The 23,956-nt window shown below is 73.5% G+C and carries 23 protein-coding genes and 3 pseudogenes; 16 read left to right on the top strand and 10 right to left on the bottom strand.

Annotated features, from left to right (window positions below):
- Positions 1 to 378: 378 nt before the first annotated feature.
- Genes AUV08_RS11025 through AUV08_RS11015 form a run of 3 tightly spaced genes read left to right on the top strand, consistent with a single transcriptional unit; the run spans position 379 to position 3,106 of the window.
- On the top strand, positions 379 to 1,227 hold the full coding sequence (locus AUV08_RS11025; protein WP_061867571.1) for an ABC transporter ATP-binding protein: 849 nt from the start codon (positions 379 to 381) through the stop codon (positions 1,225 to 1,227).
- Entirely contained in the window at positions 1,224 to 2,243 is a 1,020-nt protein-coding gene (locus AUV08_RS11020) for an aliphatic sulfonate ABC transporter substrate-binding protein (RefSeq protein WP_061867572.1), read from the top strand. Before AUV08_RS11025 ends, AUV08_RS11020 begins: the two co-directional genes overlap by 4 nt.
- Positions 2,240 to 3,106: an ABC transporter permease gene (locus AUV08_RS11015; RefSeq protein WP_049147884.1), complete on the top strand. Its 867-nt coding sequence runs from the start codon at positions 2,240 to 2,242 to the stop codon at positions 3,104 to 3,106. Before AUV08_RS11020 ends, AUV08_RS11015 begins: the two co-directional genes overlap by 4 nt.
- Before the next feature lie 31 nt (positions 3,107 to 3,137).
- On the opposite strand, the gene AUV08_RS11010 is transcribed toward AUV08_RS11015, so the two are convergent.
- Positions 3,138 to 4,394 (bottom strand): acyl-CoA dehydrogenase, encoded by a 1,257-nt coding sequence (locus tag AUV08_RS11010; RefSeq protein ID WP_061867573.1) that lies wholly within the window; start codon positions 4,392 to 4,394, stop codon positions 3,138 to 3,140.
- A gap of 211 nt (positions 4,395 to 4,605) precedes the next feature.
- Between AUV08_RS11010 and acs the strand changes: the two genes are divergently transcribed.
- A complete protein-coding gene (gene acs / locus AUV08_RS11005; protein ID WP_061867591.1) occupies positions 4,606 to 6,810 on the top strand; it encodes an acetate--CoA ligase in 2,205 nt (734 codons plus the stop codon).
- Here the strand turns inward: acs and AUV08_RS11000 are convergent.
- The 7 genes and pseudogenes from AUV08_RS11000 to AUV08_RS10975 all read right to left on the bottom strand — a co-directional run bounded on the left by AUV08_RS11000 (position 6,759) and on the right by AUV08_RS10975 (position 14,162).
- Positions 6,759 to 8,048 (bottom strand): M20 family metallopeptidase, encoded by a 1,290-nt coding sequence (locus AUV08_RS11000; RefSeq protein ID WP_061867574.1) that lies wholly within the window; start codon positions 8,046 to 8,048, stop codon positions 6,759 to 6,761. The genes acs and AUV08_RS11000 overlap by 52 nt on opposite strands.
- Positions 8,049 to 8,099: 51 nt before the next feature.
- A complete protein-coding gene (locus AUV08_RS10995; protein WP_061867575.1) occupies positions 8,100 to 8,897 on the bottom strand; it encodes a hypothetical protein in 798 nt (265 codons plus the stop codon).
- A gap of 138 nt (positions 8,898 to 9,035) precedes the next feature.
- Positions 9,036 to 9,914 carry a siderophore-interacting protein gene (locus tag AUV08_RS10990; protein WP_061867576.1) on the bottom strand — a complete coding sequence of 293 codons (879 nt, stop codon included), beginning with the start codon at positions 9,912 to 9,914 and terminating at the stop codon, positions 9,036 to 9,038.
- Positions 9,915 to 10,022: 108 nt separating this feature from the next.
- Complete coding sequence (locus tag AUV08_RS12425) at positions 10,023 to 10,781, bottom strand: LLM class flavin-dependent oxidoreductase (protein ID WP_369814517.1); 759 nt, start codon at positions 10,779 to 10,781, stop codon at positions 10,023 to 10,025.
- A gap of 76 nt (positions 10,782 to 10,857) precedes the next feature.
- A pseudogene (locus AUV08_RS12420) lies at positions 10,858 to 11,349 on the bottom strand (LLM class flavin-dependent oxidoreductase); the annotation flags it as partial.
- Between the two features lie 44 nt (positions 11,350 to 11,393).
- A complete protein-coding gene (locus tag AUV08_RS10980) occupies positions 11,394 to 12,668 on the bottom strand; it encodes an MFS transporter (RefSeq protein WP_231862102.1) in 1,275 nt (424 codons plus the stop codon).
- Positions 12,669 to 12,779: 111 nt separating this feature from the next.
- Entirely contained in the window at positions 12,780 to 14,162 is a 1,383-nt protein-coding gene (locus AUV08_RS10975) for an acyl-CoA dehydrogenase family protein (protein ID WP_084776571.1), read from the bottom strand.
- Between the two features lie 197 nt (positions 14,163 to 14,359).
- Between AUV08_RS10975 and AUV08_RS10970 the strand changes: the two genes are divergently transcribed.
- The 7 genes and pseudogenes from AUV08_RS10970 (at position 14,360) to AUV08_RS12025 (ending at position 19,628) form a co-directional block, all read left to right on the top strand.
- Positions 14,360 to 15,244, top strand: a complete 885-nt coding sequence (locus AUV08_RS10970) for a DMT family transporter (protein WP_061867578.1) — start codon at positions 14,360 to 14,362, stop codon at positions 15,242 to 15,244.
- A gap of 9 nt (positions 15,245 to 15,253) precedes the next feature.
- Complete coding sequence (locus tag AUV08_RS10965; protein ID WP_061867579.1) at positions 15,254 to 16,060, top strand: DUF1648 domain-containing protein; 807 nt, start codon at positions 15,254 to 15,256, stop codon at positions 16,058 to 16,060.
- A gap of 8 nt (positions 16,061 to 16,068) precedes the next feature.
- Positions 16,069 to 16,605, top strand: a complete 537-nt coding sequence (locus AUV08_RS10960) for a metallophosphoesterase (RefSeq protein WP_061867580.1) — start codon at positions 16,069 to 16,071, stop codon at positions 16,603 to 16,605.
- A gap of 190 nt (positions 16,606 to 16,795) precedes the next feature.
- Positions 16,796 to 17,695 (top strand): hypothetical protein, encoded by a 900-nt coding sequence (locus AUV08_RS12030; protein WP_157554135.1) that lies wholly within the window; start codon positions 16,796 to 16,798, stop codon positions 17,693 to 17,695.
- Positions 17,696 to 18,080: 385 nt separating this feature from the next.
- Positions 18,081 to 18,533, top strand: a pseudogene (locus AUV08_RS12280) (recombinase family protein); the annotation flags it as partial.
- Positions 18,519 to 18,743, top strand: a complete 225-nt coding sequence (locus AUV08_RS12335; RefSeq protein ID WP_061867582.1) for a recombinase family protein — start codon at positions 18,519 to 18,521, stop codon at positions 18,741 to 18,743. The pseudogene AUV08_RS12280 and the gene AUV08_RS12335, both read left to right, overlap by 15 nt.
- Before the next feature lie 147 nt (positions 18,744 to 18,890).
- The gene (locus AUV08_RS12025; RefSeq protein WP_157554139.1) at positions 18,891 to 19,628 is read left to right on the top strand and encodes a hypothetical protein; all 738 of its coding nucleotides are present in this window, start codon (positions 18,891 to 18,893) and stop codon (positions 19,626 to 19,628) included.
- Positions 19,629 to 19,784: 156 nt separating this feature from the next.
- Here the strand turns inward: AUV08_RS12025 and AUV08_RS10945 are convergent, their stop codons facing one another.
- Both AUV08_RS10945 and AUV08_RS11885 read right to left on the bottom strand, forming a co-directional pair.
- A complete protein-coding gene (locus AUV08_RS10945; RefSeq protein WP_084776573.1) occupies positions 19,785 to 20,411 on the bottom strand; it encodes a recombinase zinc beta ribbon domain-containing protein in 627 nt (208 codons plus the stop codon).
- A gap of 198 nt (positions 20,412 to 20,609) precedes the next feature.
- Complete coding sequence (locus AUV08_RS11885; RefSeq protein WP_084776574.1) at positions 20,610 to 20,822, bottom strand: recombinase family protein; 213 nt, start codon at positions 20,820 to 20,822, stop codon at positions 20,610 to 20,612.
- 341 nt (positions 20,823 to 21,163) lie between these two features.
- Here AUV08_RS11885 and AUV08_RS10940 point away from each other — a divergent pair, with 341 nt between their 5' ends.
- The 5 genes and pseudogenes from AUV08_RS10940 to AUV08_RS10920 all read left to right on the top strand — a co-directional run.
- Positions 21,164 to 21,466: a hypothetical protein gene (locus tag AUV08_RS10940; RefSeq protein ID WP_157554142.1), complete on the top strand. Its 303-nt coding sequence runs from the start codon at positions 21,164 to 21,166 to the stop codon at positions 21,464 to 21,466.
- On the top strand, positions 21,463 to 21,732 hold the full coding sequence (locus AUV08_RS10935; protein ID WP_061867585.1) for a hypothetical protein: 270 nt from the start codon (positions 21,463 to 21,465) through the stop codon (positions 21,730 to 21,732). Before AUV08_RS10940 ends, AUV08_RS10935 begins: the two co-directional genes overlap by 4 nt.
- Before the next feature lie 169 nt (positions 21,733 to 21,901).
- On the top strand, positions 21,902 to 23,272 hold the full coding sequence (locus AUV08_RS10930) for an O-acetylhomoserine aminocarboxypropyltransferase/cysteine synthase family protein (protein ID WP_061867586.1): 1,371 nt from the start codon (positions 21,902 to 21,904) through the stop codon (positions 23,270 to 23,272).
- A gap of 3 nt (positions 23,273 to 23,275) precedes the next feature.
- Positions 23,276 to 23,791, top strand: a complete 516-nt coding sequence (locus AUV08_RS10925; protein WP_061867587.1) for a CoA-binding protein — start codon at positions 23,276 to 23,278, stop codon at positions 23,789 to 23,791.
- 48 nt (positions 23,792 to 23,839) lie between these two features.
- Positions 23,840 to 23,956, top strand: a pseudogene (locus AUV08_RS10920) (IS5/IS1182 family transposase); the annotation flags it as partial.

Raw genomic sequence — 23,956 nt, 5'->3', positions numbered from 1 at the left:
CCACGCGTGCGGCGCCCGGTTCGTGACATGCCCTGACCGTGACGGAGGACACGTCCGCGGGTGGCGGCCCTGCGGCAGCCCAGCGGCACCCCAGCGCTGAGCCAGTGACGTCCCAGCGCTGAGCCAGTGACACCCCAGCGCTGAGCCAGAGAAATCTGCTGCCTCCACCCTACGGAGACGACCGAAACGTCTGGCTCGGCGCTGGCTCGGCGCCGGCTCGGCGCGGGATCGGCGCGGGGCCCGGCGCCCCCGGTGTGACGCCCGTGTGACCCTCCGGCGCCGGCGGCCGGGCGACCGCGCGGCCGACCGGGCCCGCGGTGGTCTACTGGCATCCGTATCCGTCCGACACCGACGACGAAGCGACGATGGGAGCCCTCCATGAGCGTGCACGCGCCTTCCCGTGCCACCGCCTCCACCCCGGTCCGGGACGAGGACCGCCACAGCCTCGACGTCGTCTTCCGCGGCGTCGGGCGCACGTTCCCCACCGCGGACGGACCACGCGTCGTCCTGCGCGACGTGGACCTGACCGTGGCGCCCGGCGAGGTGCTCGCCGTGATCGGCGCCTCCGGCTGCGGCAAGTCCACGCTGCTGCGCGCCGTGGCCGGCCTGGACCCGGACTTCGACGGAGAGCTGCTGATCGACGGCTCGCCCGTGCGACCCTACGACGAGCGCACCGCCGTCGGCTTCCAGGAGCCGCGCCTGCTGCCCTGGCGCACCCTGCGCCGCAACGTGGAACTCGGCCTGCCCCGGGAGCTGGACCGCGCCGCGGGCCGGGACCGCGTGCAGGAGCTGCTCGAGCTCGTGGGCCTCGCGCCCTTCGCGGAGCACCGCCCCCGGGAGGTCTCCGGCGGCATGGCCCAGCGGGCCTCGCTCGCCCGCGCCCTGGCGCGCCGCCCCGGCGTGCTGCTGCTCGACGAGCCCTTCGGCGCCCTCGACGCCCTGACGCGCCTGAAGATGCAGGACCTGCTGCTGGACGTGCACGCCGCCACCGGCACCACCGTCCTGCTCATCACCCATGACGTGGAGGAGGCCCTGCAGCTCGCCGACCGCGTGCTGCTGCTCGCCCGTGACGTCCCCGCGCCCGACGGCGGGGCCCGCCCCGGAGCGACCGTGGGGCGGATCGTGGACGTGCCGGGGGCCCGTCCCCGCGACCGCGCGGACGTCCGCCTGGCCCGGCTGCGCGCCGAGCTCCTCGAGGGCCTCGGCGTCGAGAGCCACGCCCGATGAGCGGCGCCGGCTCCGCACGCCTGACCCGTCGCACGGCGCTCGGCCTGCTGGCCGCGTCCCTGCCCCTGGGCCTGAGCGGATGCGTCCTGCAGGGTGAGGCGACGACCGGGCCGGTGAACGGTCCGGACACGCTGAGCATCGACTACGCCACCTACAACCCGCTCTCCCTCGTGATCCGCCACCAGGGATGGCTGGAGGAGACGCTCGCGCCCCGCGGCGTCCGGGTGAACTGGGTGTTCTCCGCCGGCTCCAACAAGGCCAACGAGCTCCTGCGCTCGAATTCCGTGGACATCGGGTCGACGGCCGGCTCGGCCGCGCTGCTGAACCGGGCCAACGGAGCCCCCACGCGCATCGTGGGCGTCGCCTCGCGACCGGAGTGGTCCGCGCTCATGGTCCCGCCCGGCTCGGACATCACGGACGTCGCCCAGCTCGCGGGCCGCACGGTGGCCGCCACGCGCGGGACGGACCCGTACTTCTTCGCCGTGCAGGCGCTCGAGGCCGCCGGGGTGGACCCGGCCGACGTCGAGATCCAGAACCTGCAGCACGCCGACGGCCGCGCCGCCCTCGCCGGCGGATCGGTGGCCGCGTGGTCCGGGCTCGACCCGATCATGGCGAAGGCCGAGGCCGAGGGCGCCCGCTTCCTGTACCGGGACCTCGCCCTGAACACGTTCTCCGTCCTCAACGCCACGGAGTCCTTCCTCGAGGAGGACCCGGAGACCGCCCAGACCGTCCTGGACACGTACGAACGCGCCCGCGCCTGGGCGCTCGAGCACCCGGACGAGACCGTCGGGATCCTGGCCGAGGCCGCGAAGATCTCTCCCGACGTCGCCCGCACCGTGATCCTCGAACGCACCAACGCGGACGTCAGCCCCGTGCCGGGCCAGGAGCTGCTCGACGCCCTGACGGGGGTCGGACGGATCCTGGTCGGCACCGGGTCCGTCGACTACCAGCACCAGGTGGACGCCGCGCTGGCGAGCATCCTGGACACCCGTTTCGCCGAGGAGGCCATCCGATGAGCACCGCCCTGACCACCCCCGCCGCGACGACGGGCCCCGAGGCGCGCGAGCGGTCGGGTCACGACGACGGCGACACAGGGGCGCGCCGACGGCAGCGGCCCCGGGTGCTGGACCGGCCCGGCGCCCGGGCGGTGGTGGGGCTGGCCGCGCCCGCTGTCCTCCTGATGCTGTGGTGGGCGGTGACGGCCGCCGGGCTGCTCTCCGCGGTGCAGCTGCCCTCCCCCGGCGCGGTGCTGAGCGCCGGCGTCAACCTGCTGGAGCGGGGCGACCTGTGGCTGCACGTGGGGATCTCCACCCAGCGCGTGCTGCTGGGCTTCCTGCTCGGCGCCGCACTCGGGCTGGCCGTGGGGTCCGCGCTCGGGCTGTCCCGGTGGGCGGACGCGCTGTTCGCCCCGCTGATCGGGGCGCTGCGCGCGGTGCCCTCGCTGGCCTGGGTGCCGCTGCTGATCCTGTGGATGCAGATCGGCGAGGAGTCCAAGGTCACCCTCATCGCGATCGGCGCGTTCTTCCCGGTGTTCACCACCGTCTACGCCGCCCTGCGCCATGTGGACCCGCACCTGGTGGAGGCCGGTCGGGCCTTCGGCTACCACGGGCTGTCCCTGCTGCGGACGGTGCAGCTGCCCGCCGTGGTGCCGGCCGTGTTCTCCGGCCTGCGGCTGGCCCTGGCCCAGGCCTGGCTGTTCCTGGTGGCCGCGGAGCTGATCGCCTCCTCGATGGGCCTGGGCTTCCTGCTCACCGACTCGCAGAACAACGGACGCACGGACCGCCTGATCCTGGCGATCATCCTGCTCGCCGTGCTCGGCAAGCTCACCGACTGGCTGCTCGGCCTGCTGGAGCGCCGGGCCCTGCGCCGCTGGGCCTGAGCCCGGCACGTCCGGCCGCCCGGTCGTCGGGTCAGTCCCCCTCGGGGACCTCGCCGGCCGACGTGTAGGCGGTCGGCGGGGTGCCGTTCACGAGCCAGTCGCCGGCCATGCGCACCTTGAACGCCGCCGGGTCGTGGGTGGCGAGGGTGCGGGCGTTGCGCCAGTGCCGGTCGAGGCGCAGCGTGGCCGACGTCGCCGACGCGCCGAGCGTGTCGAAGATGCGGGTGCACACCTCGAGGACGGCCTCCGGCACCACGGCCTGGGCCCGGTACGCGGCCGCCATCGCCTCGGCGGACGCCGCCGCGACGTCGGCCTCCGCCGGGCCGGCCCCGTGGGCGCCGTCCTCCCCCTCGTCGAGCAGACGCCCGACCTCGCGCACCATCAGCTCGGCCGCGGCCTGCCGCCCGGCCAGCTGCCCCATGATCTCGAGGAGCTGGGGGTCGTCCTTGGGCAGCGCGGCCGTGCCGGTGTTGAAGGTGCGGCGCCGCTGCCGCAGCAGCTGCGTGCCCTCCGTGAGCGCCGCCCGGCCGATCCCGGCCTGCAGCGCCAGCAGGGTCGCCTCCATGAGCACGGGCACGGGCCCGTCCTGCCGCGGCACCTCGAGCAGCTCCTCGGCCGCGGCGTCGTCGAGCACCACGGACCCGGTGGCGGTCAGGCGCTGGCCGAACCCGTCCCAGTCGTCCTTGATGCCCACGCGCGGCTGACGCACGCGCACAACGGCGACGGCTCGGTCCGGCTCGCGGACCGCACCCCCGGCCCGCTTCGAGTTCCGGCGCGAGACGAGGTCCGCCCCCTCGATGCCCACGGTCGCGGCGGTCCACGTGGCGAACGCCGAGCCGGTCGCGTAGTACTTCTGCCCCCGCACGACCCAGGTGCCGCCCTCGTCCCGGCTGGCCAGGGTGGCGGCACGGCCCGGCGCGGCCCCGCCGGCGCGTTCGGCCAGCGCGGAGCCGGCCCAGTCCCCCGCCACGATGTGCCGCAGCCACCGCTCCCGGCGGGCGGGCGCCTGGTCCATGGCCGTGGCGATGAACACGAGGTGGGAGCGCCAGACGTGCGCGGTGTTCACATCCCGGGCGGCCAGGTCCATGAGCAGGCGCAGCACGGTCTCGCTGCCGCCGCCCTCGCCGCCCGCGTCCACGGGGACGCCGACCTTGCCGAACCCGGCGGCCTGCAGCTCCCCGAGGGCGGCGAACGGCAGGTGCCGGCCCGCCTCGCGGGCCCGCTCGCCGTGGGCGACGGAGTCGAAGGCGTCGGCGTACCGGGCGGCGAGGGTGGCGTAGGTGGTCATGGACCTACTCTGACACGCGCGGGCGGCCCGGCGGCCGGGACGCCCCGGCCGTGGGACGGGGTCCACACCGGCCGCCGTCGCCCTGGCCCGCGCCGGGCGCGCGCGGGGATCCGGCGGGCCGAGCATGACCGCCGGTGACGACGGCGGGCGCGGCGTCGTCGTCGGCGTCCCTACCCTGGTCGGACCCGCCGACCAGGAGGAACCGCCGCCCATGACGCCCACCGAGGACCCCGCCCGCCCCGACCCGGCCGAGGAGGGCGCCTCCGGGGCCGTCCGCGGACCGAACGACGGCGTGCCCGCCGCGGCCCTCGCCACGCTGCCCGGCCCCCTCCCGCAGGCGCTCGTCGACGCCGCCGACCCGGACGTCCACCCCGGCCGCCCGGCGGACCGGCTGCACGGCGGGCGCGGCGACGGCCGCCCGGTGGCCGAGTCGGACCGGCTCGCGTTCTGGGAGGCGGCCGGCCGACGTCTGAGCTGGGAGCGGCCCTTCACCCGGACGCGCTCCCTCACCGCCCCGGACCCGGCCGCCGAGCGCGGCCCGGAGATCCGCTGGTACGAGGACGGCACCCTGAACGTGGCCGTGAACTGCGTGGACCGGCACGTGGCGGCGGGGCGCGGGGAGAAGGTCGCCCTGTACTTCGAGGGCGAGCCCGGCGACCGCCGCGCCGTCACCTACGCACAGCTGCAGCGCGAGGTCGCCCAGGCCGCGAACGCCCTCGAGGAGCTGGGCATCGAGGCGGGCGACCGCGTCGTCGTGTACCTGCCCGTGCTCGTCGAGACGATCGTCATCACGCTGGCGTGCGCGCGGATCGGCGCCGTGCACTCGCTCGTGTTCGGCGGGTTCTCGGCGGAGGCGCTGCGGTTCCGCGTCGAGGACACGGGCGCCAAGCTGCTCGTCACCACCGACGGCCAGTTCCGCCGCGGTGCCGCCGTCCCCGTGAAGGCCAACGCGGACGAGGCCGTGTCCGGGGACAACGCGATCGAGCACATCCTCGTCCTGGACCGCACGGGCCACCGGGACATCCCGTGGACCGAGGGCCGAGACCTGTGGTGGCACGACGTCGTGGACCGCCAGCCGGACACCCACACCCCGCGCGCCTTCGACGCGGAGCACCCGCTGTTCATCATGTACACCTCCGGCACCACGGGACAGCCCAAGGGGCTCGTGCACACCTCCGGCGGGTACCTCGCCGCGGCCTCGTGGACGCACGACTTCCTGTTCTCCCACCCGAACCCGGCACGGCGCGACGACGACGTCCACTGGTGCACCGCGGACCTGGCCTGGGTCACCGCGCACACCTACGAGATCTACGGTCCGCTCTCGAACGGGGTCACGCAGGTGATCTACGAGGGTGTGCCGAACGCCCCGCACCCGGGCCGGCACTTCGAGGTGATCGAGCGCTACCGGGTGACGAGCTACTACACGGCGCCCACCCTGATCCGCTCGCTCAAGGGCTGGCATCCGGACGGGATCCCGGCGCACGCGGACGGCGGTCCGGACCTGTCCTCGATCCGCCTGATCGGGACCGTGGGCGAGTCCGTGAACCCGGAGGCCTGGACGTGGGCCCGCACCCAGATCGGCCGGGACACCCCGGACCTGCCGATGGTGGACACGTGGTGGCAGTCCGAGACGGGCGCCACCGTGCTCTCCCCCCGCCCCACGGACACGGCCTTCAAGCCGGGCTGCGGCTCCCGGCCCCTGCCGGGGGTGGACGTGGCCGTGGTCGACGACGACGGCGCCCCCACGCCCGAGGGCCTGCAGGGCCGGATCGTGGTCACCCGCACCTCGCCGGCGATGGCCCGGACCGTGTGGCGGAACCCGGCCCGCTACTTCCACTCGTACTGGGAGGACTACGCGGACCAGGGCGAGGCGGGCTGGTTCCTCGCCGGCGACGGCGCCAAGCGGGACGAGGACGGCGACGTCTGGATCCTCGGGCGCGTGGACGACGTCATCAACATCTCCGGGCACCGGCTGAGCACCATCGAGATCGAGTCCGCCCTCGTGGCGCACCCGGAGGTGATCGAGGCGGGGGTGTGCCCCGTGCCGCACGAGACCACCGGGCACGCCGCCGTCGCCTTCGTGGTGGCGCACGAGAGCTGGCTGGCCGGCGATGACGGCCCCGGCGCCTCCGCCGCCGACCGCGCCGAGGAGCTGCGGCGGCACGTGGGGCGGGTGATCGGGCCGGTGGCCAAGCCCGCCGAGGTGGTCTTCGTCCCCGACGTGCCCAAGACCCGTTCGGGCAAGATCATGCGGCGGCTGCTGACGCAGCTGCACCAGGGCACCGCGCTCGGGGACACCACGAGCCTGCAGAACGAGCCGTGCGTCGGGCAGATCGCCGAGGTGCTCCGGGCCGGCCGCCGCGCTCAGGACGCCGGCACCGGCGCCGTCCGCAGCGCCAGCTCGGCCAGCACCTGAGCGGCCCGCGGCACCACGGCGTCGTCGAACACGGCCTGCGGGGAGTGGTTGACCGGGGCCTCGTCCGGGTCCATGCCCTCCGGGACCGCCCCGAGCAGGACGTAGGCGCCGGGCACCCGCTGGAGGACCTCGGAGAAGTCCTCGCTGCCGGGCTCGGGCTCGGGCAGCTCCCGGTAGGCGTCGGCCCCGTAGAGGTCCTCCACGACCCCGCGGACGAAGGCCACCGCGTCCGGATCGTTGGCCGTCACCGGGAACGCGCAGTCCGTCCGGACCTGCGCGCTCATGCCGTGCGCCGCGGCGATCCCATGCACCAGGCGCTCCACGGCCGAGAGCAGCCGGGCGCGGGCGTCCGCGGAGAAGGTCCGCAGGGTGAGGGCGAGGGTGGCGCTGTCCGGGATGATGTTGGCCGCCGTGCCCGCGCTCAGGTGCCCGACGGTCGCGACCACCGGGTCGAAGGCGTCGAACTGCCGGGTGACCACGGACTGCAGCGCCAGCACCATCTCGGCGGCCACGGGCACCGGATCCTGGGCCAGGTGCGGCACCGAGCCGTGCCCGCCTCGACCGTGCACCGTCACCACCAGGTCGTCGCAGCCGGCCTGGATCGCCCCCGGGCGGCTGAGCAGGACGCCGCGCGGGTACGTGCCCGAGGAGACATGGATCGCGTAGGCGGCGTCCACCGGTCGCCCGGCCGCCTCCAGCAGCCCCTCCTGGATCATGTGCAGGGCGCCGCCGCCGGTCTCCTCCCCGGGCTGGAACATGGCCACCACGTCGGCGGTGAGCTCCCCGCGACGGCGCACCAGCCAGGCCAGCGCGCCGTAGAGGCCGGCGGTGTGCAGGTCGTGGCCGCAGGCGTGCATGGTGCCCGGCACCGAGGGGGCGTACTCCAGCCCAGTCTCCTCCGTGACGGGCAGGGCGTCCATGTCCCCCCGCAGCAGCACGACCGGCCGCCGGGCCCCCTCCGGCAGCGGGGCCCCGCCGCGCAGCACCACGACGACGGAACTCAGCGCCCGGCCGACGCCCGTCTCCAGCGCGGGGCGGCCGGTGGCGGCATCCTCCCCCGCCTCAGCGCGCAGGGCCTCGAGCCGCTCGAGGACGGCGGCCTGAGTGCGGGGCAGGTGCAGGTCCAGCTCCGGATGCCCGTGGAGGAGGCGGCGGAAGGCGATCGCCTCCCGGGCGATGTCCTCCGGCAGGTCCTGGGCGAGGGCGTTCACGGGCGGAGTGGGGGCGGTGCGGTCCATGAGGACATCATGCCGTGGCGCCCCGCCGGCCCACCTGGATCGCGCAGCGGGTCAGCCGGCCAGCTCCTGCAGCTCGGCGAGGTCGAAGACGTCCTCCGAGGCGGGGGCCTCGGGCGCCTCGACCGCGTTCCACTCGGTGAAGGTGGCGTTCGCGTCCACGTCCTCGTCCTCCGAGTTCACGTCCTCGAGACGGTAGAGGGTCGTGCTCTCCGGGTCGATCAGCATCGTCCGGCCGAACTCGTGGTGCTCCTCGGGCAGCGCGTACTTGAGGTACTTCCTGCCCTCGAGCTCCACCTCCTCGGCCTTCAGGTCCTTGCCGTCGAAGGCGTCCGCGGCGGGCATGTCCTCCTCGAGGTCGGACATGATCTCCTCCAGTGAGATGTCCATCTGCGCGGCCTGATCGGCGCTCGTCTTGATCCAGCGGTCGCCCACGAGGGTGGAGAACATGCCCATCTCCTGGGGCAGGTCGTCACCGTCGGCCTGGAGCTTGAAGAACACGTCGGCGTCCCGGCGCAGGACCTCGATGGCCATGGTGGCCGCCCCCATGTCCATGTTCATGGTGCCCTTGAGGTGGGAGTCGTCGGTGGCGCCGGCGAGGTCCACGTTCGCGGACTGGATGGCGTCCGTGCCCAGGGAGGCGGAGGGCGACGCCGAGGCCGACGCGTCGTCCTTGTCCTCCTCCTTGTCGGCGGCGGTGCCCTCCATCCTCAGGCGCAGGCTCTCGGCATCCACGACCTTCTGGCGGACCTCGGGCCAGCTCTCGTCCAGCGTCGGGTCGGAGGCGCAGCCGGTGAGCAGCAGACCGGAGGCGGCGAGCATGCCGGCGGCGAGGCGTGCGGGCGTCTTCATGGGGACTCCTTCACAGAGGTGCGGACGTGCCGGCGGCCGGGGACCGCCGGACGATGTCCCGTCGACCCTCTCACGCCACCCCTGGCCCGTCATGCCCTGAAGGACAGCGAGGCTGCGGTTGTGCCGATCCTGTGCAGGTCAGCCGCCGGTGGTGCCGTCCTCGAAGATCTGCCCCGCCGGGGTCTGCTTCTCCGCCTGGAACACGTCCTCGGCGCGGCCGTAGGCCCAGTACGCGCTCACCGACAGCTGCCGCCGGTCCACACCGCGCACGTCCGTGAGGTACGCCCGGACGCGCTTGACCTGCTCCCGCTCGCCGTGCACGAACGCGTGCACCCGTCCGTCCCGCCACGCCGCGTCCTCGACGGCGGCGGCGAACCGCGTCGTCTCCGGGGTGAAGGGGCCGCCGCGGTGCAGCCAGCGCACCTCGACGCCGGCCGGCGCGGTCAGGGGCACCTCGTCCCGGGCGTCGGTCACCTCGATCAGCGCGACGCCGGCTGCCGCGGCGTCCGTGGCGGCGAGGTCCTCGAGGGCGGCGGCGATCGCCGGCAGGGCGGCCTCATCACCGGCGAGCAGGTGCCAGTCGGCGGTGGGGTCGTGCCGGTAGGCGCCGCCGGGACCCAGGAACGCGACCTGCTGCCCCACCGGCTCGGACGCCGCCCACGCCCCGGCCAGGCCGCCGTCGTGCCCGAGGGCGGCGCCGTCGTCGTCCGCGCCGTGGACCACGAAGTCGACGTCCATGGTGCGGGCGGCCGCGTCCATGCGACGCACCGTGTAGGTGCGGCGGACCGGCAGCTGCTCCGGGGCGAGGCGCTCGCGGAGGGCGTCCAGGTCGTACGGGGGTTCGAGGCCGAGCGCGGGGTCGGCGAAGAGCAGCTTCACGTAAGGGTCCGTGGCGCCCTTCTCCGCCCAGCGGGCATGGACGGCGTCGAACTGCTCGCCGCCGAGGGTCAGGCGCACGAGGTGCGGGGTGAGCCGACGGGCGGCCACCACGGTGAGGACGGTCTGGGGCCGGGCCATGCGGGCCTCCTGGGGTCGGGGCGGGTTCTGCGCGGGCGCGCGTCCCCCACTCTCCCACGACGAGGCGGATTAGCGCACGTCAGCGTGACGTTTTCCGCGGCCTCGGGGTCAGCGGAACCGGGCCCCCCGGTGGTCCTCGGGCAGCAGCGGTCCCGCGCCGGCCACGTTCTCGCGCAGGGTCCGCCCCGCCTCGGGCTCACGCAGCACGCCGCGCCGCCGCAGCTCGGGGCTCACGAGCCGGGCGAACCGCTCGAGGTCCGTCGGGCGCACGGCCGCGGAGATGTTGAAGCCGTCCACGCCGGTCTCGCGGTGCCAGCGCTCGAGCTCGTCCGCCACGGTGGCCGGGGACCCCACGATCACCGGCCCTCGCCCGCCCACGCTCACGAACTCCGCCACCTCGCGCACCGTCCAGCGGCGGTCCGGCGACTGGGTGGTGAACGCGGCCAGCGCCGTCCGGGAGGCCTCGCTCTCCACGTGCTCCAGCTCGGCGTCCGGGTCCAGGCCGGACAGGTCCACCCCCGTCCAGCCGCCGAACAGCGCGAGCGCGGACTCGACGTCCACGTGCTGGTGGTACGCGGCCAGCCGCGCCTGCGCCTCCTCGTCCGTGTCCGCGACGACGACGGTCACCATCGCCAGCACGCGGATCGCGTCCTCGGGGCGGCCGGTCTCCCGCAGGCCCTCGCGGGTCTGCTCGACGAACCGCCGCACGTGCGCCGTCGTCGGGCCGATGTAGAAGACCGCCTCCGCATGCTCGAGCGCGAACCGTCGCCCCCGCGAGGACGCGCCGGCCTGGAACAGGAACGGGGTGCCCTGCGGCCCGGGGTGCGCGAGCGCGACGCCGGGCAGGCGCACGTGCGGGCCCTCCACGCCGATCGGGTGCACCTTCCGCCGGGTCCGCGAACACCCCGGACTCGCGGTCCGCCACGACGGCGGTCCGCTCCACGGACCCCTCGAACTGGCGGTACATGGCGTCGAGGTAGGCGTCGGCCCGGTCGTAGCGCTCGTCGTGGCCGGGCTGCCGGTCCAGGCCGAGGTTGCGTGCGGCCGAGTCCTGGTAGCCGGTCACCACGTTCCATGCGATGCGCCCGTCCGTGAAGTGGTCCAGCGAGGTCAGCGTGCGCGCCAGCAGGTAGGGCTGCTCGTAGGTGACGGACGCGGTGACGCCGAAGCCCACCCGCTCGGTGACGACGGCCATCGCCGAGACCACCGTGAACGGGTCCAGCAGCGGCCACTGCACGCCGCCGCGCACCGTGGCGTCCACGCCGCCGCCGTGCACGTCGTAGAGCCCGAGGATGTCCGCGAGGAACACGGCGGTGAACCCGCCCTCCTCCACGGTGCGGGCCAGGTCCGTCCAGAAGGACAGCCGGTCGAACTCGTGGGCGCGGGACTCGGGGTGCCGCCACAGCCCGGGCGACTGGTGCACGGGCGTCACCATGTCGAACGCGCTGAGGATGAACGGGGTGGGGGCGGGGGTCGCGGTCATCGGGTCTCCAGGGTCACGGGGGCATGGTCGGCCGGCACGACGGCGGCCGGCCCGTCCGCCTGTGCGGCCAGGATGGCGGCGTCGTCGGCCACGAGGTCCGTCTCGGGGCGGGCCACGGGGTCGCGGGCGAAGCGCGTGGCGATCAGCGAGAGCGTGGCCAGCAGCGTCAGGTACGCGGCGATCAGCCACGGCGTGTGGCCGCCGACCTCGTACAGCAGCGCCGCGATGAACGGGGCGAACCCGCCGCCCACCACCGTGCCGAGCTGATAGCCCAGGTTCACGCCCGAGTACCGCACGCGCACCGGGAACTGCTCGGCGAACCACGCGGCCTGCGGACCGTAGACGCTGTCGTGGGCCACGTTGATCACCAGCACGACGACGAGCGGCAGCACCGCCAGCGCGCCCGCGTCCACGACGGCGAACAGCACCCAGCCCGCCACCGCCGTGAGCGCGTACCCGGCCCGGGACACCCGGGCACGGCCCACGCGATCCGAGACCGCGCCCCAGAAGGGGGTGCTCAGCAGCCCGATGGCCGAGGCGACCATGATGGCGGAGACGAGGACGCCGTCGTCGGCGCCGCGGAGCACGAGGTAGCTCACCAGGTACGCGGTGACGAGGTAGTAGAGGCCGTTCTGACCCAGACGGAGGCCGGCGGTGACGAGCACGGGGCGGGCGTGATGGCGCAGCAGCTCGACGACGGGCGCGCGGCTGACGGTCCCCGCCTCCCGGTGCACGCGGAACTCCACCGAGTCCTCGACGCCGAGGCGGATGGCCAGGCCGACCACCACGAGCAGGCCCGAGGCGAGGAACGGCAGGCGCCAGCCGAACGCGGCGAACTGCTCGTCGGTGGTGACGAGCTTGACCAGGGAGAACGCGCCGGTGGCCAGGAGCATGCCGGCCGAGGAGCCGACCTGCGTGAACGAGCCGAACAGGCCGCGCCGGCCCGCGGGGGCGTGCTCCACGGACATCAGGGCGGCCCCGCCCCACTCCATGCCGGCCGAGACACCCTGCAGGCAGCGCAGCAGCACGAGCCCGGCCACCGCCCACCAGCCCGCCTGGGCGAACGTGGGCAGGACGCCGATGAGCATCGAGGCGCCGCCCATCAGCAGCAGCGAGATGACCAGCAGGGCCTTGCGGCCCACACGGTCCCCGAAGTGGCCGGCCACGATCCCGCCCAGCGGGCGCAGCACGACGCCGACGGCGAGCGTGGCGAACGAGGCGAGGGTCGCCCCGAACGCGGTCTGACCGGGGAAGAACTGCACGTTGAACACGAGCGCGGCGGCCAGGCCGTAGAGGTAGAAAGAGGTAGAAGTCGTACCACTCGATGGTGGTGCCGATGAACGATCCGAGCGCGGCCCGGCGACGGTGGGTGCGCAGGGAGCTCATCGGGCGGCCTCCCCGGGGGCGTCGGCACCGACGGGCGCGGAGGCGGCCGGGGCGTCACCGATCGCGTTGAGGCCCTCGGGCACGGTGCCGTTGATCCAGTAGTCGCCGATCGCCCGGGCCCGGAACGCGATGGGGTTGTGCGTGGCCACGGTCTGCGCGTTGCGCCAGTGCCGGTCCAGGCCCTTGGCGGTGCTCGTGGCGGAGGCCCCGCCGGTGAGGAACAGCTCCTGGGCGGCGCCCAGGGCCAGCTCCGGGACGGTCACCTGGGCGTGCTCCACCGCCAGCTCGGCCCACGTGAAGGAGGCGGGCACCTCCTCGGGGGCGCCGGAGCCGGTGCGGCCGGCGTCGTGATCCGCGAGCGCCGCGTCCAGGGCGTCCGCCGCCGAGAGCACCGCGGCCTCGGCCGTGAACGCCTTGGCCGCGATCCGTCCGACGGCCTCCTGGATCAGCGGGTCCTCCCGGAACGGCAGGCCCAGACCCGTGTTGAAGGTGCGCACGCGGGCGGCCACGGCGTCGGCGGCGTCCCGGCGGGCCGCCCGGGCGATCCCGGCGAGGACCGCGAGCAGGATGAGCTGGAACCACGCCGCCTCGTAGACGGCCTCGGCACTGCCGGGCACACGGTCGAGCACGTCCTGCGGCGGCACGGCGACGCCGTCGAACACCGCGGTGCCCGTGCCGGTCAGGCGCTGGCCGAAGCCGTCCCAGTCGTCGTCCAGCCGCACGCCCGGGGCCTCCACCGGCACGACGGCGAAGCGCCGGCCCGGAGCCGGGCGCCCGTCCGCGTCGGTCTGGGCGGCCGAGACGCGCGTGTGCGAGGAGAAGATCGAGCCGGTCGCGTAGAACTTGGTGCCGGTCAGGGTCCACGGTCCGTCGCCCACGGGCGCCGGGGTGAGGACCGTGTTGAGCGTGCCCAGCGCGTTGCCGCCCTTCTCGGTGGACGCGTTGCCGACCGTGGCGCCGGCCAGGATCCGGGCATGCCAGCGCTCGCGGACGGCGGCGGGCTGGAAGCGGAGGGAGTCGAGGAAGCCCAGGTGCGAGCGGTAGAGGTGCGCGACGTTCGCGTCCGCCTCCGCCAGATCGATCAGCAGGGCGACGGCGGTCCGCACGTCCACACCGGGCCCGCCGGCCTCCGCGGGGACCCGCAGCGTGGCGAAGCCGGCCTCGTTGAGGGCGCGGACCTCCTCGAACGGGAGGATCCGGCGGCGGTCGCGCTCGCGGGAGCCGTCGGCGATCCGTGCGAACACCGGGGCGAAGTGCCGGCGCAGGCCGGCCAGGTCGCGGGGCAGGTCGGCGGGGCGCACGAACGGGGGGACGGTGCCGAGCGGGGTGGGCACGGCGGCGGGCGGCGCGGACGCGTCCGTCGGGTCGGTGAGCGGCATGTCGATCTCCTCGGTCCGGAGGCGGGCACCCCGCCGGGCGCGGTGCCGCGGGTCGTGGGGGTCGCTGGGTCGTGTGGAGGCCCACGCTAGGAGCGGCGCCGGGGCCGTGTGCCGGCCGCGGTCACATTCGGCGGGCCGGGCGCGGGGAGGGCGCCGGCTGGGGCCGGGGTGGCGCGGCGCGCCCCTAGGCTGAGCCCGTGCGTCTCGTCCTGCTCGTCCTGCTCTCGCTGCTGAGCCAGCAGCTCGGCGCGTCCGTGGCGGGCCTGCTGTTCGACGACGTCGGCGCATCCGCGATGGTCGCCCTGCGCGTGGTGTTCTCCGCGGCCGTGCTGCTGCTCGTCACCCGGCCGAGCCGCGCCGCCCTCGCCGGCCTGGGCCCCCGGGGGTGGGCCGCCGTCGTCGGGCTGGGGGCGGCCATGACCGGCATGAACCTGACCATCTACGAGGCCTTCGCGCGGATCCCGCAGGGCGTGGCCGTGACGTTCGAGGTGCTCGGGCCGCTGGCGCTGTCCGTGGCGGCGCGGCCGTCGTGGCGGTCGGCGGCGTGGGCCGCCCTCGCGCTCGTCGGGATCGGGGTGCTCGGCCGGGAGGGGTTCAGCGCGGACGGCGGGATCGGCGGGGCGGGGCTGGACCCGGTGGGGGTGGCGCTCGCGCTGGCCGCGGCGGCGTGCTGGGCGGGGTACATCCTGCTCTCGCGGCGCGCGGGGCTCCACCTGCCGGGGGTGCAGGGGCTGGCCCTGGCGACGGCCGCCGGGTCCCTCGTCGCGCTGCCGGTCGGCGTCACGACGGCGGGGGCGGCCCTGCTCTCCCCCGTGGTGCTGGGCGTCGGACTGGCCGTGGCGCTGCTGTCCACGGCGGTGCCGTACGGGATCGACCTGCAGGTGCTGCGCCGCATGCCGACCGCGCTCTTCTCCCTGCTGACGTGCCTGTCGCCGCTCGCGGCGGCGCTGACGGCCTGGGCCGTGCGCGGGCAGGAGCTCACCCCGCTGGACCTGGCGGGGATGCTGCTGGTGATCGCGGCGTGCGCGGCCGCCGTCTGGACGGGCCGGTCACCGGGTGTGGCGGGCGGGGGCCGAAGCTAGCCTGGGTCGATGCCCCACCCGCCCCATCCCGCCCCCGACGACGTCCCCGCCACCGAGCGCGCCGCCCTGCGCCGTGGCCGGCTGCGTCCGTGGCGGCCGTTCCTGCTCGCGGCCGCGCTGTGCCTGGCGCTGCTGGGGTGGGCCCTCGTCGCACTGCCGGGCCTGCCGGAGCGGGTGCCCACGCACTGGGGCGTCGACGGGCGACCGGATGCGTGGGAGGACACCTCGTTCGGCACGGTGGCGGCGGGGCCGCTGATCGGCCTCGGCATGACGGGGTTCCTGGCCCTGGTCTCCGCGATGCTCACCGCCCTCGTCCCCACGGATCCGGGGCTGTCCCCGTGGCGGCGCGTGCGCCAGGCGGGGGTGCACCGCGGGGTCCAGGAGGGCCTCGGGTGGTCGTGCGTGCTCATCGTGCTGGTGCTGGCCCCGATGACGGCCGAGGTGCTCGCCTCCGGGGCGTGGACGATGGCCTGGTGGATCCTGCCCCTCACGCTGACCGTGCTCATGGTGGGCATCTTCCCGGCGATGCGGGCCAGCACGCGGCGGTGGACGCGCTGGTCGGACCGCGTCGCCGCGGACCTCGGGCACCGGCCCACGGCCGCGGAGCTCGCCGAGGACGAGGTGTGGACGCCCCTGGGGCTCAAGCGCGACCCCGAGGACCCGGCCGTCTTCCCCGCCAAACGCCCCGGCTACGGCGTGGGCGTGACGGTCAACCTCGCCACCCCGGTGGGCCGGTGGCTGGTGCGCGGATTCGTGGCGGTGTTCATCGTCGGCCTGCCGCTGGCGCTCTGGCTCGGCGCGTTCGCCGCGCGGTGAGGCGGACCGTGCTCGACGACGTCGCCGTCCGCCTGCTCCTGATCGCGGACACCCACATCCCGCGGCGTGCCCGTGCCCTGCCCGCGCAGGTGCGGGCCGAGGTGGCGCGGGCCGACGTGGTGCTCCACGCCGGTGACTGGGTGGCCGAGGGCGTGCTCGACGACCTCGACGCGCGGGCCGCCCGCCTGGTGGGCGTGTGGGGCAACAACGACGGGCCGGGGCTGCGGGCGCGGCTGCCCGAGGTGGCGCGCGTGGAGCTCGGCGGGGTGCGGATCGCGATGGTCCACGAGACGGGCCCGGCGGCCGGCCGCGAGCGCCGCATGGCCGCGGCGTTCCCGGACGCGGACGTGCTGGTCTTCGGGCACAGCCACATCCCGTGGGACACCGTGGCCGGGCCGGAGACCGCGAACCCGGGCCTGCGGCTGCTCAACCCCGGCTCCTGCACGGACCGGCGGCGGCAGCCCGAGTGCACCCTCATGCGGGCGGTGGTGCGGGGCGGGCGGCTCGAGGACGTGGAGCTGGTGCCCGTGGATCGCACGCCCTGACACCCCGCCCCGACCTCTCGCCCGCACGGCTTGCCCCCACATCCGTGTCCCACGTCTCGGAGGCCGGCGCCGGCCAGGTCATCGCCGTCGCGGACGCCTCCGCCGGGTACGTGGACTACTCCCTCACTCGAGCCGGGGGAAAACAAGATGGTTTTGCTAACGTCGCGGTAGGCTGTGCGAGACTCGCCGCATGACGACTCAGCCTTGGCGCCCTCTGGGGACGGACACGGAAGATAAAATTGCCGCCTATGACGCTCTGCATCCGGGCGTGCCCGACTGGATGAAGCCCGGGTACTGGGCATGGGTGGAGGCTGCGCTAGTCCGGGGGGCGGGCGGTGATGGGTATGGGGCTCAGTTGTATCGGGCTGATGCCGACCTCATTACCGCTATGGGTCAGGAGCTCCAGGTGGCTCTGCCCGTGGTGTCTAACGATGCTGTTTACGAATCGAGTGTCAAATCTACCTTGGCACCCGTAATTGCCGCACTTATGAGGATTAAAAACCCCCTCGCCATCGCTGATTATCTTCTCTATCGCGGCGCGCCGGGGGCTCAACTCGATGATTTGCTCGCGAGATGCAAGTCCGCCTACAAGGTGGGCCAACGAGCAGGGCACCCAGGTCTGGAAGAACGGGTGGCCAAGGGGGTCCAGGACGCGGCCGACGACACTATGCAGCAGGCCGGCGCTGCGGGGGTGAGGCTGGCTGAGGCTTGGGGAGAGCTTTACGGGCTCAACTCGGACCCCAGTAAGGCATACGCGCTGGCTATCAAGGCCGTTGAAGACGCTGCGGCAAAAAAGGTTTCCCCGCTGAATGATAAGGCCACTCTTGGCACCGTCATACGCGACATGGAAAACCAGAAGAGCTGGTCACTCCCAATGACGCAAGATCCCACTCAGGCTCCTTCGGGTGACGTGCTCCTAGGCATGATGAGACTGCTTTGGCACGGTCAGCACGACCGCCATGGAGGGCAGGTGTCAGGTGCAAAACCTGCGCCCGTCACAAAGGAGGAAGCGGCTGTGGCCGTGGGGCTGGCCGTCACTCTGGTGCATTGGTTCCATTCCGACCTGCCAGCTCGGACCGTAGCCCCCTGACCGAGAAGCTACTACGCGCCCTCCCTTTTTGCTTCCCGTGCAAGTTACCTAAGCTTCAGGGTCATAACTGAACCCCAGCCGCCTCCCCCAGGTGGCAGCGCACTGATACTAGTTGGGACATGAGGCGGTACCGGGGTTGCGTCAGGAGGGCCTGATCCGGGCCATGAGCAGTACCTGACGGGAACGTATGCAAGACGCGATAGCTAGGGGCGTTACCCTCCTCCGACCGGAAGACCGGATTGGGCGGGAGAGGGGAGTCGACCCAGGTAGATATCCCTTTTGCCTAGGACTCCGTTCCCCATGTCTGATCCCGTCCTGACCGCCCGTAGCCGCCTGGCCGTCGCCGCCCGCGCCAAGGCCTCCATTAGCTTAAAAATTGCAGCTCATGACCGCCCCCGCTGCCCCCCTGGCCCTCGCATACGTCCGCGTCTCGACCGAGGACCAGGCCGAGCACGGAGCCTCCCTCGACGCCCAGCGCGCCGCGCTCGCGGCCGAGGCCGACCGCCGAGGCCGGGACTTCGAGGTGGTGGCGGATGAGGGCCTGACCGGCAAGTTCCTGAACCGTCCCGGTCTGTAGTCCGCCCTGACGCGCCTCGACCGAAGGGAGGCGGACGTCCTGCTGGCCGTCGGGCTCGACCGGGTCAGCCGCTCGGTCATCGACTTCGCCGGGCTGCTCGACCGCTGCCAGCGCCGAGGCTGGGGGCTGGTCCTCCTCTCACCGAACATCGACACCGCTGACCCGGCGGGCCGCTTCACGGCGAACGTGCTTGCGTCCGCCGCGCAGTATGAGCGGGAGCTGATCTGTCAGCGCACCCGGGAGGGCATGGCCCAGCGGAAGGCCGAGGGCGTCCGGTTCGGCCGCCCCAACGAGATCCCGGACGAGGTCCGCGAGCGCATCCTCCGCATGCGCGCTGAGGGCGTCCGCGTCTCTCACATCGCCCGCGCCCTGACCGAGGAGGGCGTGCCGACGGCCCGAGGCGGGGGCGTGTGGCGCTCCTCGACCATCGACCGCGTGCTGGTCCAGGCTGAGGCGGTGGCTGCCGCCTGATACTCCCTCTCCGTCCTTCTCCTGCCGTCTTCGGGACTTTCAGCCTCGAAGGGGACGCGCGCGTACCCAGGACCCGCGCTCGCGGAGAGGGGCGGAGAAGGATGCGGAGGCCCCTGACCGGGGGAGGGGGCGTCTACGCTGTGCCGCATGGACCTCGCACAGTCGGACCAGGACGCGCTCATGGCCCTCGGGTCCTGGTTCGAAGGCATCGTCAACTGGTGGGGCACTATCAGCTGGGGGACTGCACCCGAGTGGCTGGCGGCGATCGGCACGATAAGTGCCGTGGGAGTGGCTCTTCTACAGACGCACCGCGAGGGCGTGCGGCATCGTCAACAGGAAAGTGTGGATGCTGAGCGAATCGCCCGGCTGGAGGCCCGGGAAGAAGAGCGGGTGGCCAAGATGGAGACCCGAGAGCGCCGGGACCGTTTGCGCGGTGTAGAACTCCGGGTGTCGCCTCCTCAGCCACGGTGGGTCTCAGCCGGAGGGGGGCTGGGGAAAGAGGTAACCGTGCGGCCGGTAGTAATGCGTAATGGCAGTGCTGCGGCCATCTCAGATGTGTGGTTCTACGGGATCTCTGATGACGAGCCCCTTCGTAGAATCCGGACCTTGGGCCCTGGGCGCGAGGAGGCCTTCGCGGTGACCGCCGACGTCATCCAAGACGACGGTTACGCAGAAATGCATTTTTACGACGAAGAGTGGAATCAGTGGGTGGTGGACACCGATGGTTCCCTCAACGCCTGGGAGGACGTGTACGTCAGCTCCGATCCCTCGAAGGGGGCGTTGAAGGTTGCCCGTGCTGATTCGGTCACCCCTCAGCCCAGCTCGCCAGCCCCCAATCCGTCGGAGCCTCCCTCGGCCCCACCTGATCCGGGTGCTGCCAGCTGAACATCAGGCGGGACTTGTCGAGGCCGCGCCCGGTCTGCCCTCGGACGACCGTGATGCGCTCTAGGGCGTCGTCCAGCACGGCCCGCTGAGCCTCGACGCCCTCGGCCTTGGTCCACGCCTCAGCGAAAAACCCCGCCTCCTCGTACCGGAGCTCCGTTATGGGAGCCTCGGAGCGTTTCTCGTCACGCAGGTCCAGCAGGGCGTCCTGCTGCTCCTGAAGGCGGCGTCGAGCTCGTCCAGCCGCGCCTCGATCTCCGGCAGCACCGCCGCCCCGCTCTCGTAGACCTCCCTGACCGGGGTCCAGCGCACGTGCTCCCCCTTGGCCCAGAGGAACTGCTCTACGACGTAGTCCTGGATGCGGCTGATGGTCTGATGGCAGCGGGGGCAGGAGTAGGACTCCCGCCCGTTGCTGGTCCCACGGTGCATGCGGGCGTCGCACGCCCCGCACCACACCAGACCCGAGAGGAGCGCCGAGGTCTTCGAGCGGAGGGCGTGGGGCTTGGCGCGAGGGGAGTCGTTGCTGTCCAGCGCGGCCACCATCGCCCACCACTCGGACGGCGTCATGACGGCTACGGTGGGGTCCACCACGGGGAGGCCGTGCTCGTCACGGAGCACGTCCGAGCCGCGCTCCTTATGGGAGTTGCCCGGGTTGTAGGGGGCCATGCCGGCAAGCACCGGATTCCGCATGAGCCGCTCCACGGTCGAGTAGGACCACCCGGTGCCCCGGCGGCGGGACTGGGAAGCACGGGGAAGCGGAGCACCAATCTCGTCCAGCCGCTGCACGCGGAGTAGAGCGTGGCCCCGCCCCTGACCCGGTCAGCCGCCCCCCGCACGTACCCGATGCGCTCAGGGTCCTGCGCGAGGACGTACTCGGCCCCTCCAGGGTTGGGGACCGAGCGCCAGCCGCAGGGCACCGTCCCGCGCGGGAGCCGCCCGTTCTGGAGCAGGTGCCGCCGGGCGGCGGGCCCCGCGGTCGATCTTCTAGACGGCGACGTACTCGTGGGGCCCGTCGTAGCTCAGCAGCGCGGACCACCCTGACCGGGCCTCGGGGCTGTTGTGGGTGGCGCTGACGTCCTCGTCGGTGAACACATCCGCCACCTCCCAGCCGCGCGAGGCGGCGTACTGACGGGCGGCTTCGAGCTGGCGCTCGATCGAGACGGGCTCCTCCGAGGTGACAAAGATACGGGCGTAGATGACGGCGCGGGGGCCATGAGCCGAAGCCTAGCGCTGTACGTTGGTGTTCCTTGGCGGGTGCTACCCTCCCCGAAGGCAGATCCCTCGAGGCCCGCGCGGACGGGGCACTGGACATCGTGGACGCCGCGGGCGCCACCGAGGGTCGGATCGCGGCCCCGTGAGCGTTCGACCAGAACGGGGTCGCGCTCGAGACCCGCTACGACGTGCGCTCGGACGGCACACTCCGGCAGCACTTCACCCCCGTGGCCGACTCGTCCCGCGTGGTCCTCAACCCCTCAGCGTAGTGGTGGGCGGCAACGGGCGCCAAGTGCGCGGCGGAGCTCGCGATCACCTTCACGCCCGTGAAGGTGGCCAATCTCACCAAGAGCATCGTCTCGGTCGCCCAGAGGTCTGCGACCGTCCGGCGAGCCGTGGACCGGCTCGGCGGCGCCTACAATCCCGCCGTGAAGACGGTCCAGTACCAGGCCAATGAACTGAAGCGAAAGGCCAACGGCGCGTTCTGGGCCAAGGCCATCCCCTCGTTCCAGATGACCGCCCAGCAGAAGCAGGACGCCGCCCGCATCTCCGGGTTCCTCGGGGGCAACGTCTGGACGCTGTTCGGCTTCGGCTCGTGCGCCGAGCTCGTGATGGAGCTCCGCCGATGAACGCGCTCCTTCTCGCCCTCCTGGCCGTCGTCGCGGTCAGCGCCTTCGTCCTCGCCTGGATGTTCACCTCCGCCCGCCGCCGCGGCGAGCAATCGGTGCCCGTGAGCTCCGGCATCGCCGCCGTGGTGACGTTCGTGGCCGCCGTCGTCTACAGCATCCAGTCCGCCGACGGCGGCTGGGGCGTGCGCCTCACGGGCGTCGGCGTGCTCGTCGTCGCCCTGGTCCTCGGGGCCTGGGCGGGCCGGCGCGGCCCCGCACAGGCCTGACCCCCACGCACCCGCGCCCCGCCCCCGGACCCCCGGGGGCGGGGCGTCCGTGCCTCCGGGGTGCGGCCGGCGCCGCGTGACGCTCTGCGACGTGCCCACCCTGCACTCGGCGCACCTCGCCCGGGACAATGGGACGGACTGTCCCGAAGCCTCCATCGAAAGGACCCCCGTGGCTGACGACGAGTTCGGCTTCCGCACCCAGGCGCTGCACGCGGGCGCCGTCCCGGACGCCGTCCACGGCTCCCGCGCGGTGCCGATCCACCAGACCAGCTCCTTCGTGTTCGAGTCCGCCGAGGACGCCGCGAACCTCTTCGCGCTGCAGAAGTACGGCAACATCTACTCGCGGATCGGCAACCCCACGGTCGCCGCCTTCGAGGAGCGCGTCGCCACGCTGGAGGGTGGCATCGGCGCCGTCGCGACGGCGTCCGGCATGGCCGCCGAGTTCGTCACCTTCGCGGCCCTCGCCGGGGCCGGCGACCACATCGTGGCGTCCTCCAAGCTGTACGGCGGCACGATCACCCAGCTGGACGTCTCCCTGCGCCGGTTCGGCGTCGAGACCACGTTCGTGGACTCCACCGAGGCCGCGGACTTCGAGGCCGCCATCCAGCCCAACACCAAGGCCGTCTACACGGAGATCGTCGCCAACCCCTCCGGTGACGTCGTGGACCTGCCGGGCCTGGCCGACGTCGCCCACCGGCACGGCGTGCCGCTCGTCGTGGACGCGACCCTCACCCCGCCCTACCTGATCCGGCCGATCGAGCACGGCGCGGACATCGTCATCCATTCGGCCACGAAGTTCCTCGGCGGGCAGGGCACCACGCTCGGCGGCGTCGTGGTGGAGTCCGGCCGCTTCCCATGGGACAACGGCAAGTTCCCGTCGATGACCGAGCCCGTGCCCTCGTACGGCGGCGTCTCCTGGTGGGGCAACTTCGGCGAGTACGGCTTCCTCACCAAGCTCCGCTCGGAGCAGCTGCGCGACTTCGGCCCGTCGCTGGCCCCCCAGTCGGCGTTCCAGCTGCTGCTCGGCGTCGAGACGCTGGCCCCGCGCATGGACGCCCACCTGGCGAATGCGCAGGCCGTGGCGCAGTGGCTGGACGAGGACCCGCGTGTCTCCTGGGTCCGCTACGCCGGCCTGCCCGACCACCCGCACCACGCCCGCGCGCAGCAGCTGCTGCCCCGGGGCGTCGGCTCGGTGTTCAGCTTCGGCGTGGCCCCGGCGGCCACGGACACCGACGACGGCGCCTCCGGTCCGGAGGCCGGGCGTGCGACGGCGTCGCGCTTCATCTCCGCGCTGCAGCTGGCCTCCCACCTGGCCAACATCGGCGACGCGAAGACGCTGGTGCTGCACCCCGCCACGACGACCCATCAGCAGCTCACCGCCGAGCAGCTCGTGGCCGGCGGCATCCCGGCGGACCTGATCCGCATCTCGGTGGGCATCGAGGACACCGAGGACATCCTCTGGGACCTGGACCAGGCCCTGACCGAGGCCACCGGCCGCACCCGCGACGGCGCCGTCGTTCCCGCAGAGCAGGAGGCCTGAGCCATGAGCACCGCCCACCCCGAGCGCACCTGGACCGGCCCCGGCGCCCCCGAGCGCCTGGCGATCCTGCGGCGCACCCGGTCGATCGCGATCGTCGGCGCCTCGGACAAGCCGGCCCGTGCGTCCTACTTCGTGGCCACGTACCTGCTGAGCTCGACCACGTACGACGTCTACTTCGTGAATCCCGTGCTCGCCGCGGCCGGCAAGGAGATCCTCGGCCACCGCGTGTACGCCTCGCTGGACGACCTGCCCGTCACCCCGGACCTCGTGGAGGTGTTCCGCAAGTCCTCCGACGCCCCCGAGGTGGTGGCGGACGCCGCCCGCGTGGGCGCCCGGACCGTGTGGCTGCAGCTGGGCATCTGGAACGAGGACGCCGCGCGTCAGGCCGAGGCCGCGGGCCTGGAGATCGTGATGGACCGCTGCGTGAAGATCGAGCACGCCCGCTTCCACGGCGGGCTCAACCTCGCCGGCTTCGTCACCGGCGTGATCAGCTCGCGGCGCCAGGAACTGGACCGCTAGGGCGTGTCTGAGAATGGATCCAGGGGGCCAGCTGACACCCTGGAAGGCATGTCCCGGTTCCAGATGCTCTCCGATGCCCAATGGGAGTTGATCGCCCCGATGCTCCCGACCCGGACCGGCCGCGCCGGCAGGCCGTTCGCCGACGCCCGCGCCATGGTGGAGGCG

The organism is Micrococcus sp. CH7 (genome assembly GCF_001595485.1).
Classification (GTDB): domain Bacteria; phylum Actinomycetota; class Actinomycetes; order Actinomycetales; family Micrococcaceae; genus Micrococcus; species Micrococcus luteus.
The sequence above is the reverse complement of the archived record's forward strand: the minus strand, read 5'-3'. Positions and strand labels throughout refer to the sequence as shown.

What these genes read in the sequence shown, in the direction of transcription:
- AUV08_RS11025 (WP_061867571.1), top strand. Translation starts at nt 379, where the DNA reads ATGAGCGTGCACGCGCCTTCCCGTGCCACCGCCTCCACCCCGGTCCGG.
- AUV08_RS11020 (WP_061867572.1), top strand. Translation starts at nt 1,224, where the DNA reads ATGAGCGGCGCCGGCTCCGCACGCCTGACCCGTCGCACGGCGCTCGGC.
- AUV08_RS11015 (WP_049147884.1), top strand. Translation starts at nt 2,240, where the DNA reads ATGAGCACCGCCCTGACCACCCCCGCCGCGACGACGGGCCCCGAGGCG.
- AUV08_RS11010 (WP_061867573.1), bottom strand. Translation starts at nt 4,394, where the DNA reads ATGACCACCTACGCCACCCTCGCCGCCCGGTACGCCGACGCCTTCGAC.
- acs (WP_061867591.1), top strand. Translation starts at nt 4,606, where the DNA reads ATGACGCCCACCGAGGACCCCGCCCGCCCCGACCCGGCCGAGGAGGGC.
- AUV08_RS11000 (WP_061867574.1), bottom strand. Translation starts at nt 8,048, where the DNA reads ATGGACCGCACCGCCCCCACTCCGCCCGTGAACGCCCTCGCCCAGGAC.
- AUV08_RS10995 (WP_061867575.1), bottom strand. Translation starts at nt 8,897, where the DNA reads ATGAAGACGCCCGCACGCCTCGCCGCCGGCATGCTCGCCGCCTCCGGT.
- AUV08_RS10990 (WP_061867576.1), bottom strand. Translation starts at nt 9,914, where the DNA reads ATGGCCCGGCCCCAGACCGTCCTCACCGTGGTGGCCGCCCGTCGGCTC.
- AUV08_RS10975 (WP_084776571.1), bottom strand. Translation starts at nt 14,162, where the DNA reads ATGCCGCTCACCGACCCGACGGACGCGTCCGCGCCGCCCGCCGCCGTG.
- AUV08_RS10965 (WP_061867579.1), top strand. Translation starts at nt 15,254, where the DNA reads ATGCCCCACCCGCCCCATCCCGCCCCCGACGACGTCCCCGCCACCGAG.
- AUV08_RS12030 (WP_157554135.1), top strand. Translation starts at nt 16,796, where the DNA reads ATGACGACTCAGCCTTGGCGCCCTCTGGGGACGGACACGGAAGATAAA.
- AUV08_RS12335 (WP_061867582.1), top strand. Translation starts at nt 18,519, where the DNA reads ATGGCCCAGCGGAAGGCCGAGGGCGTCCGGTTCGGCCGCCCCAACGAG.
- AUV08_RS12025 (WP_157554139.1), top strand. Translation starts at nt 18,891, where the DNA reads ATGGACCTCGCACAGTCGGACCAGGACGCGCTCATGGCCCTCGGGTCC.
- AUV08_RS10935 (WP_061867585.1), top strand. Translation starts at nt 21,463, where the DNA reads ATGAACGCGCTCCTTCTCGCCCTCCTGGCCGTCGTCGCGGTCAGCGCC.
- AUV08_RS10925 (WP_061867587.1), top strand. Translation starts at nt 23,276, where the DNA reads ATGAGCACCGCCCACCCCGAGCGCACCTGGACCGGCCCCGGCGCCCCC.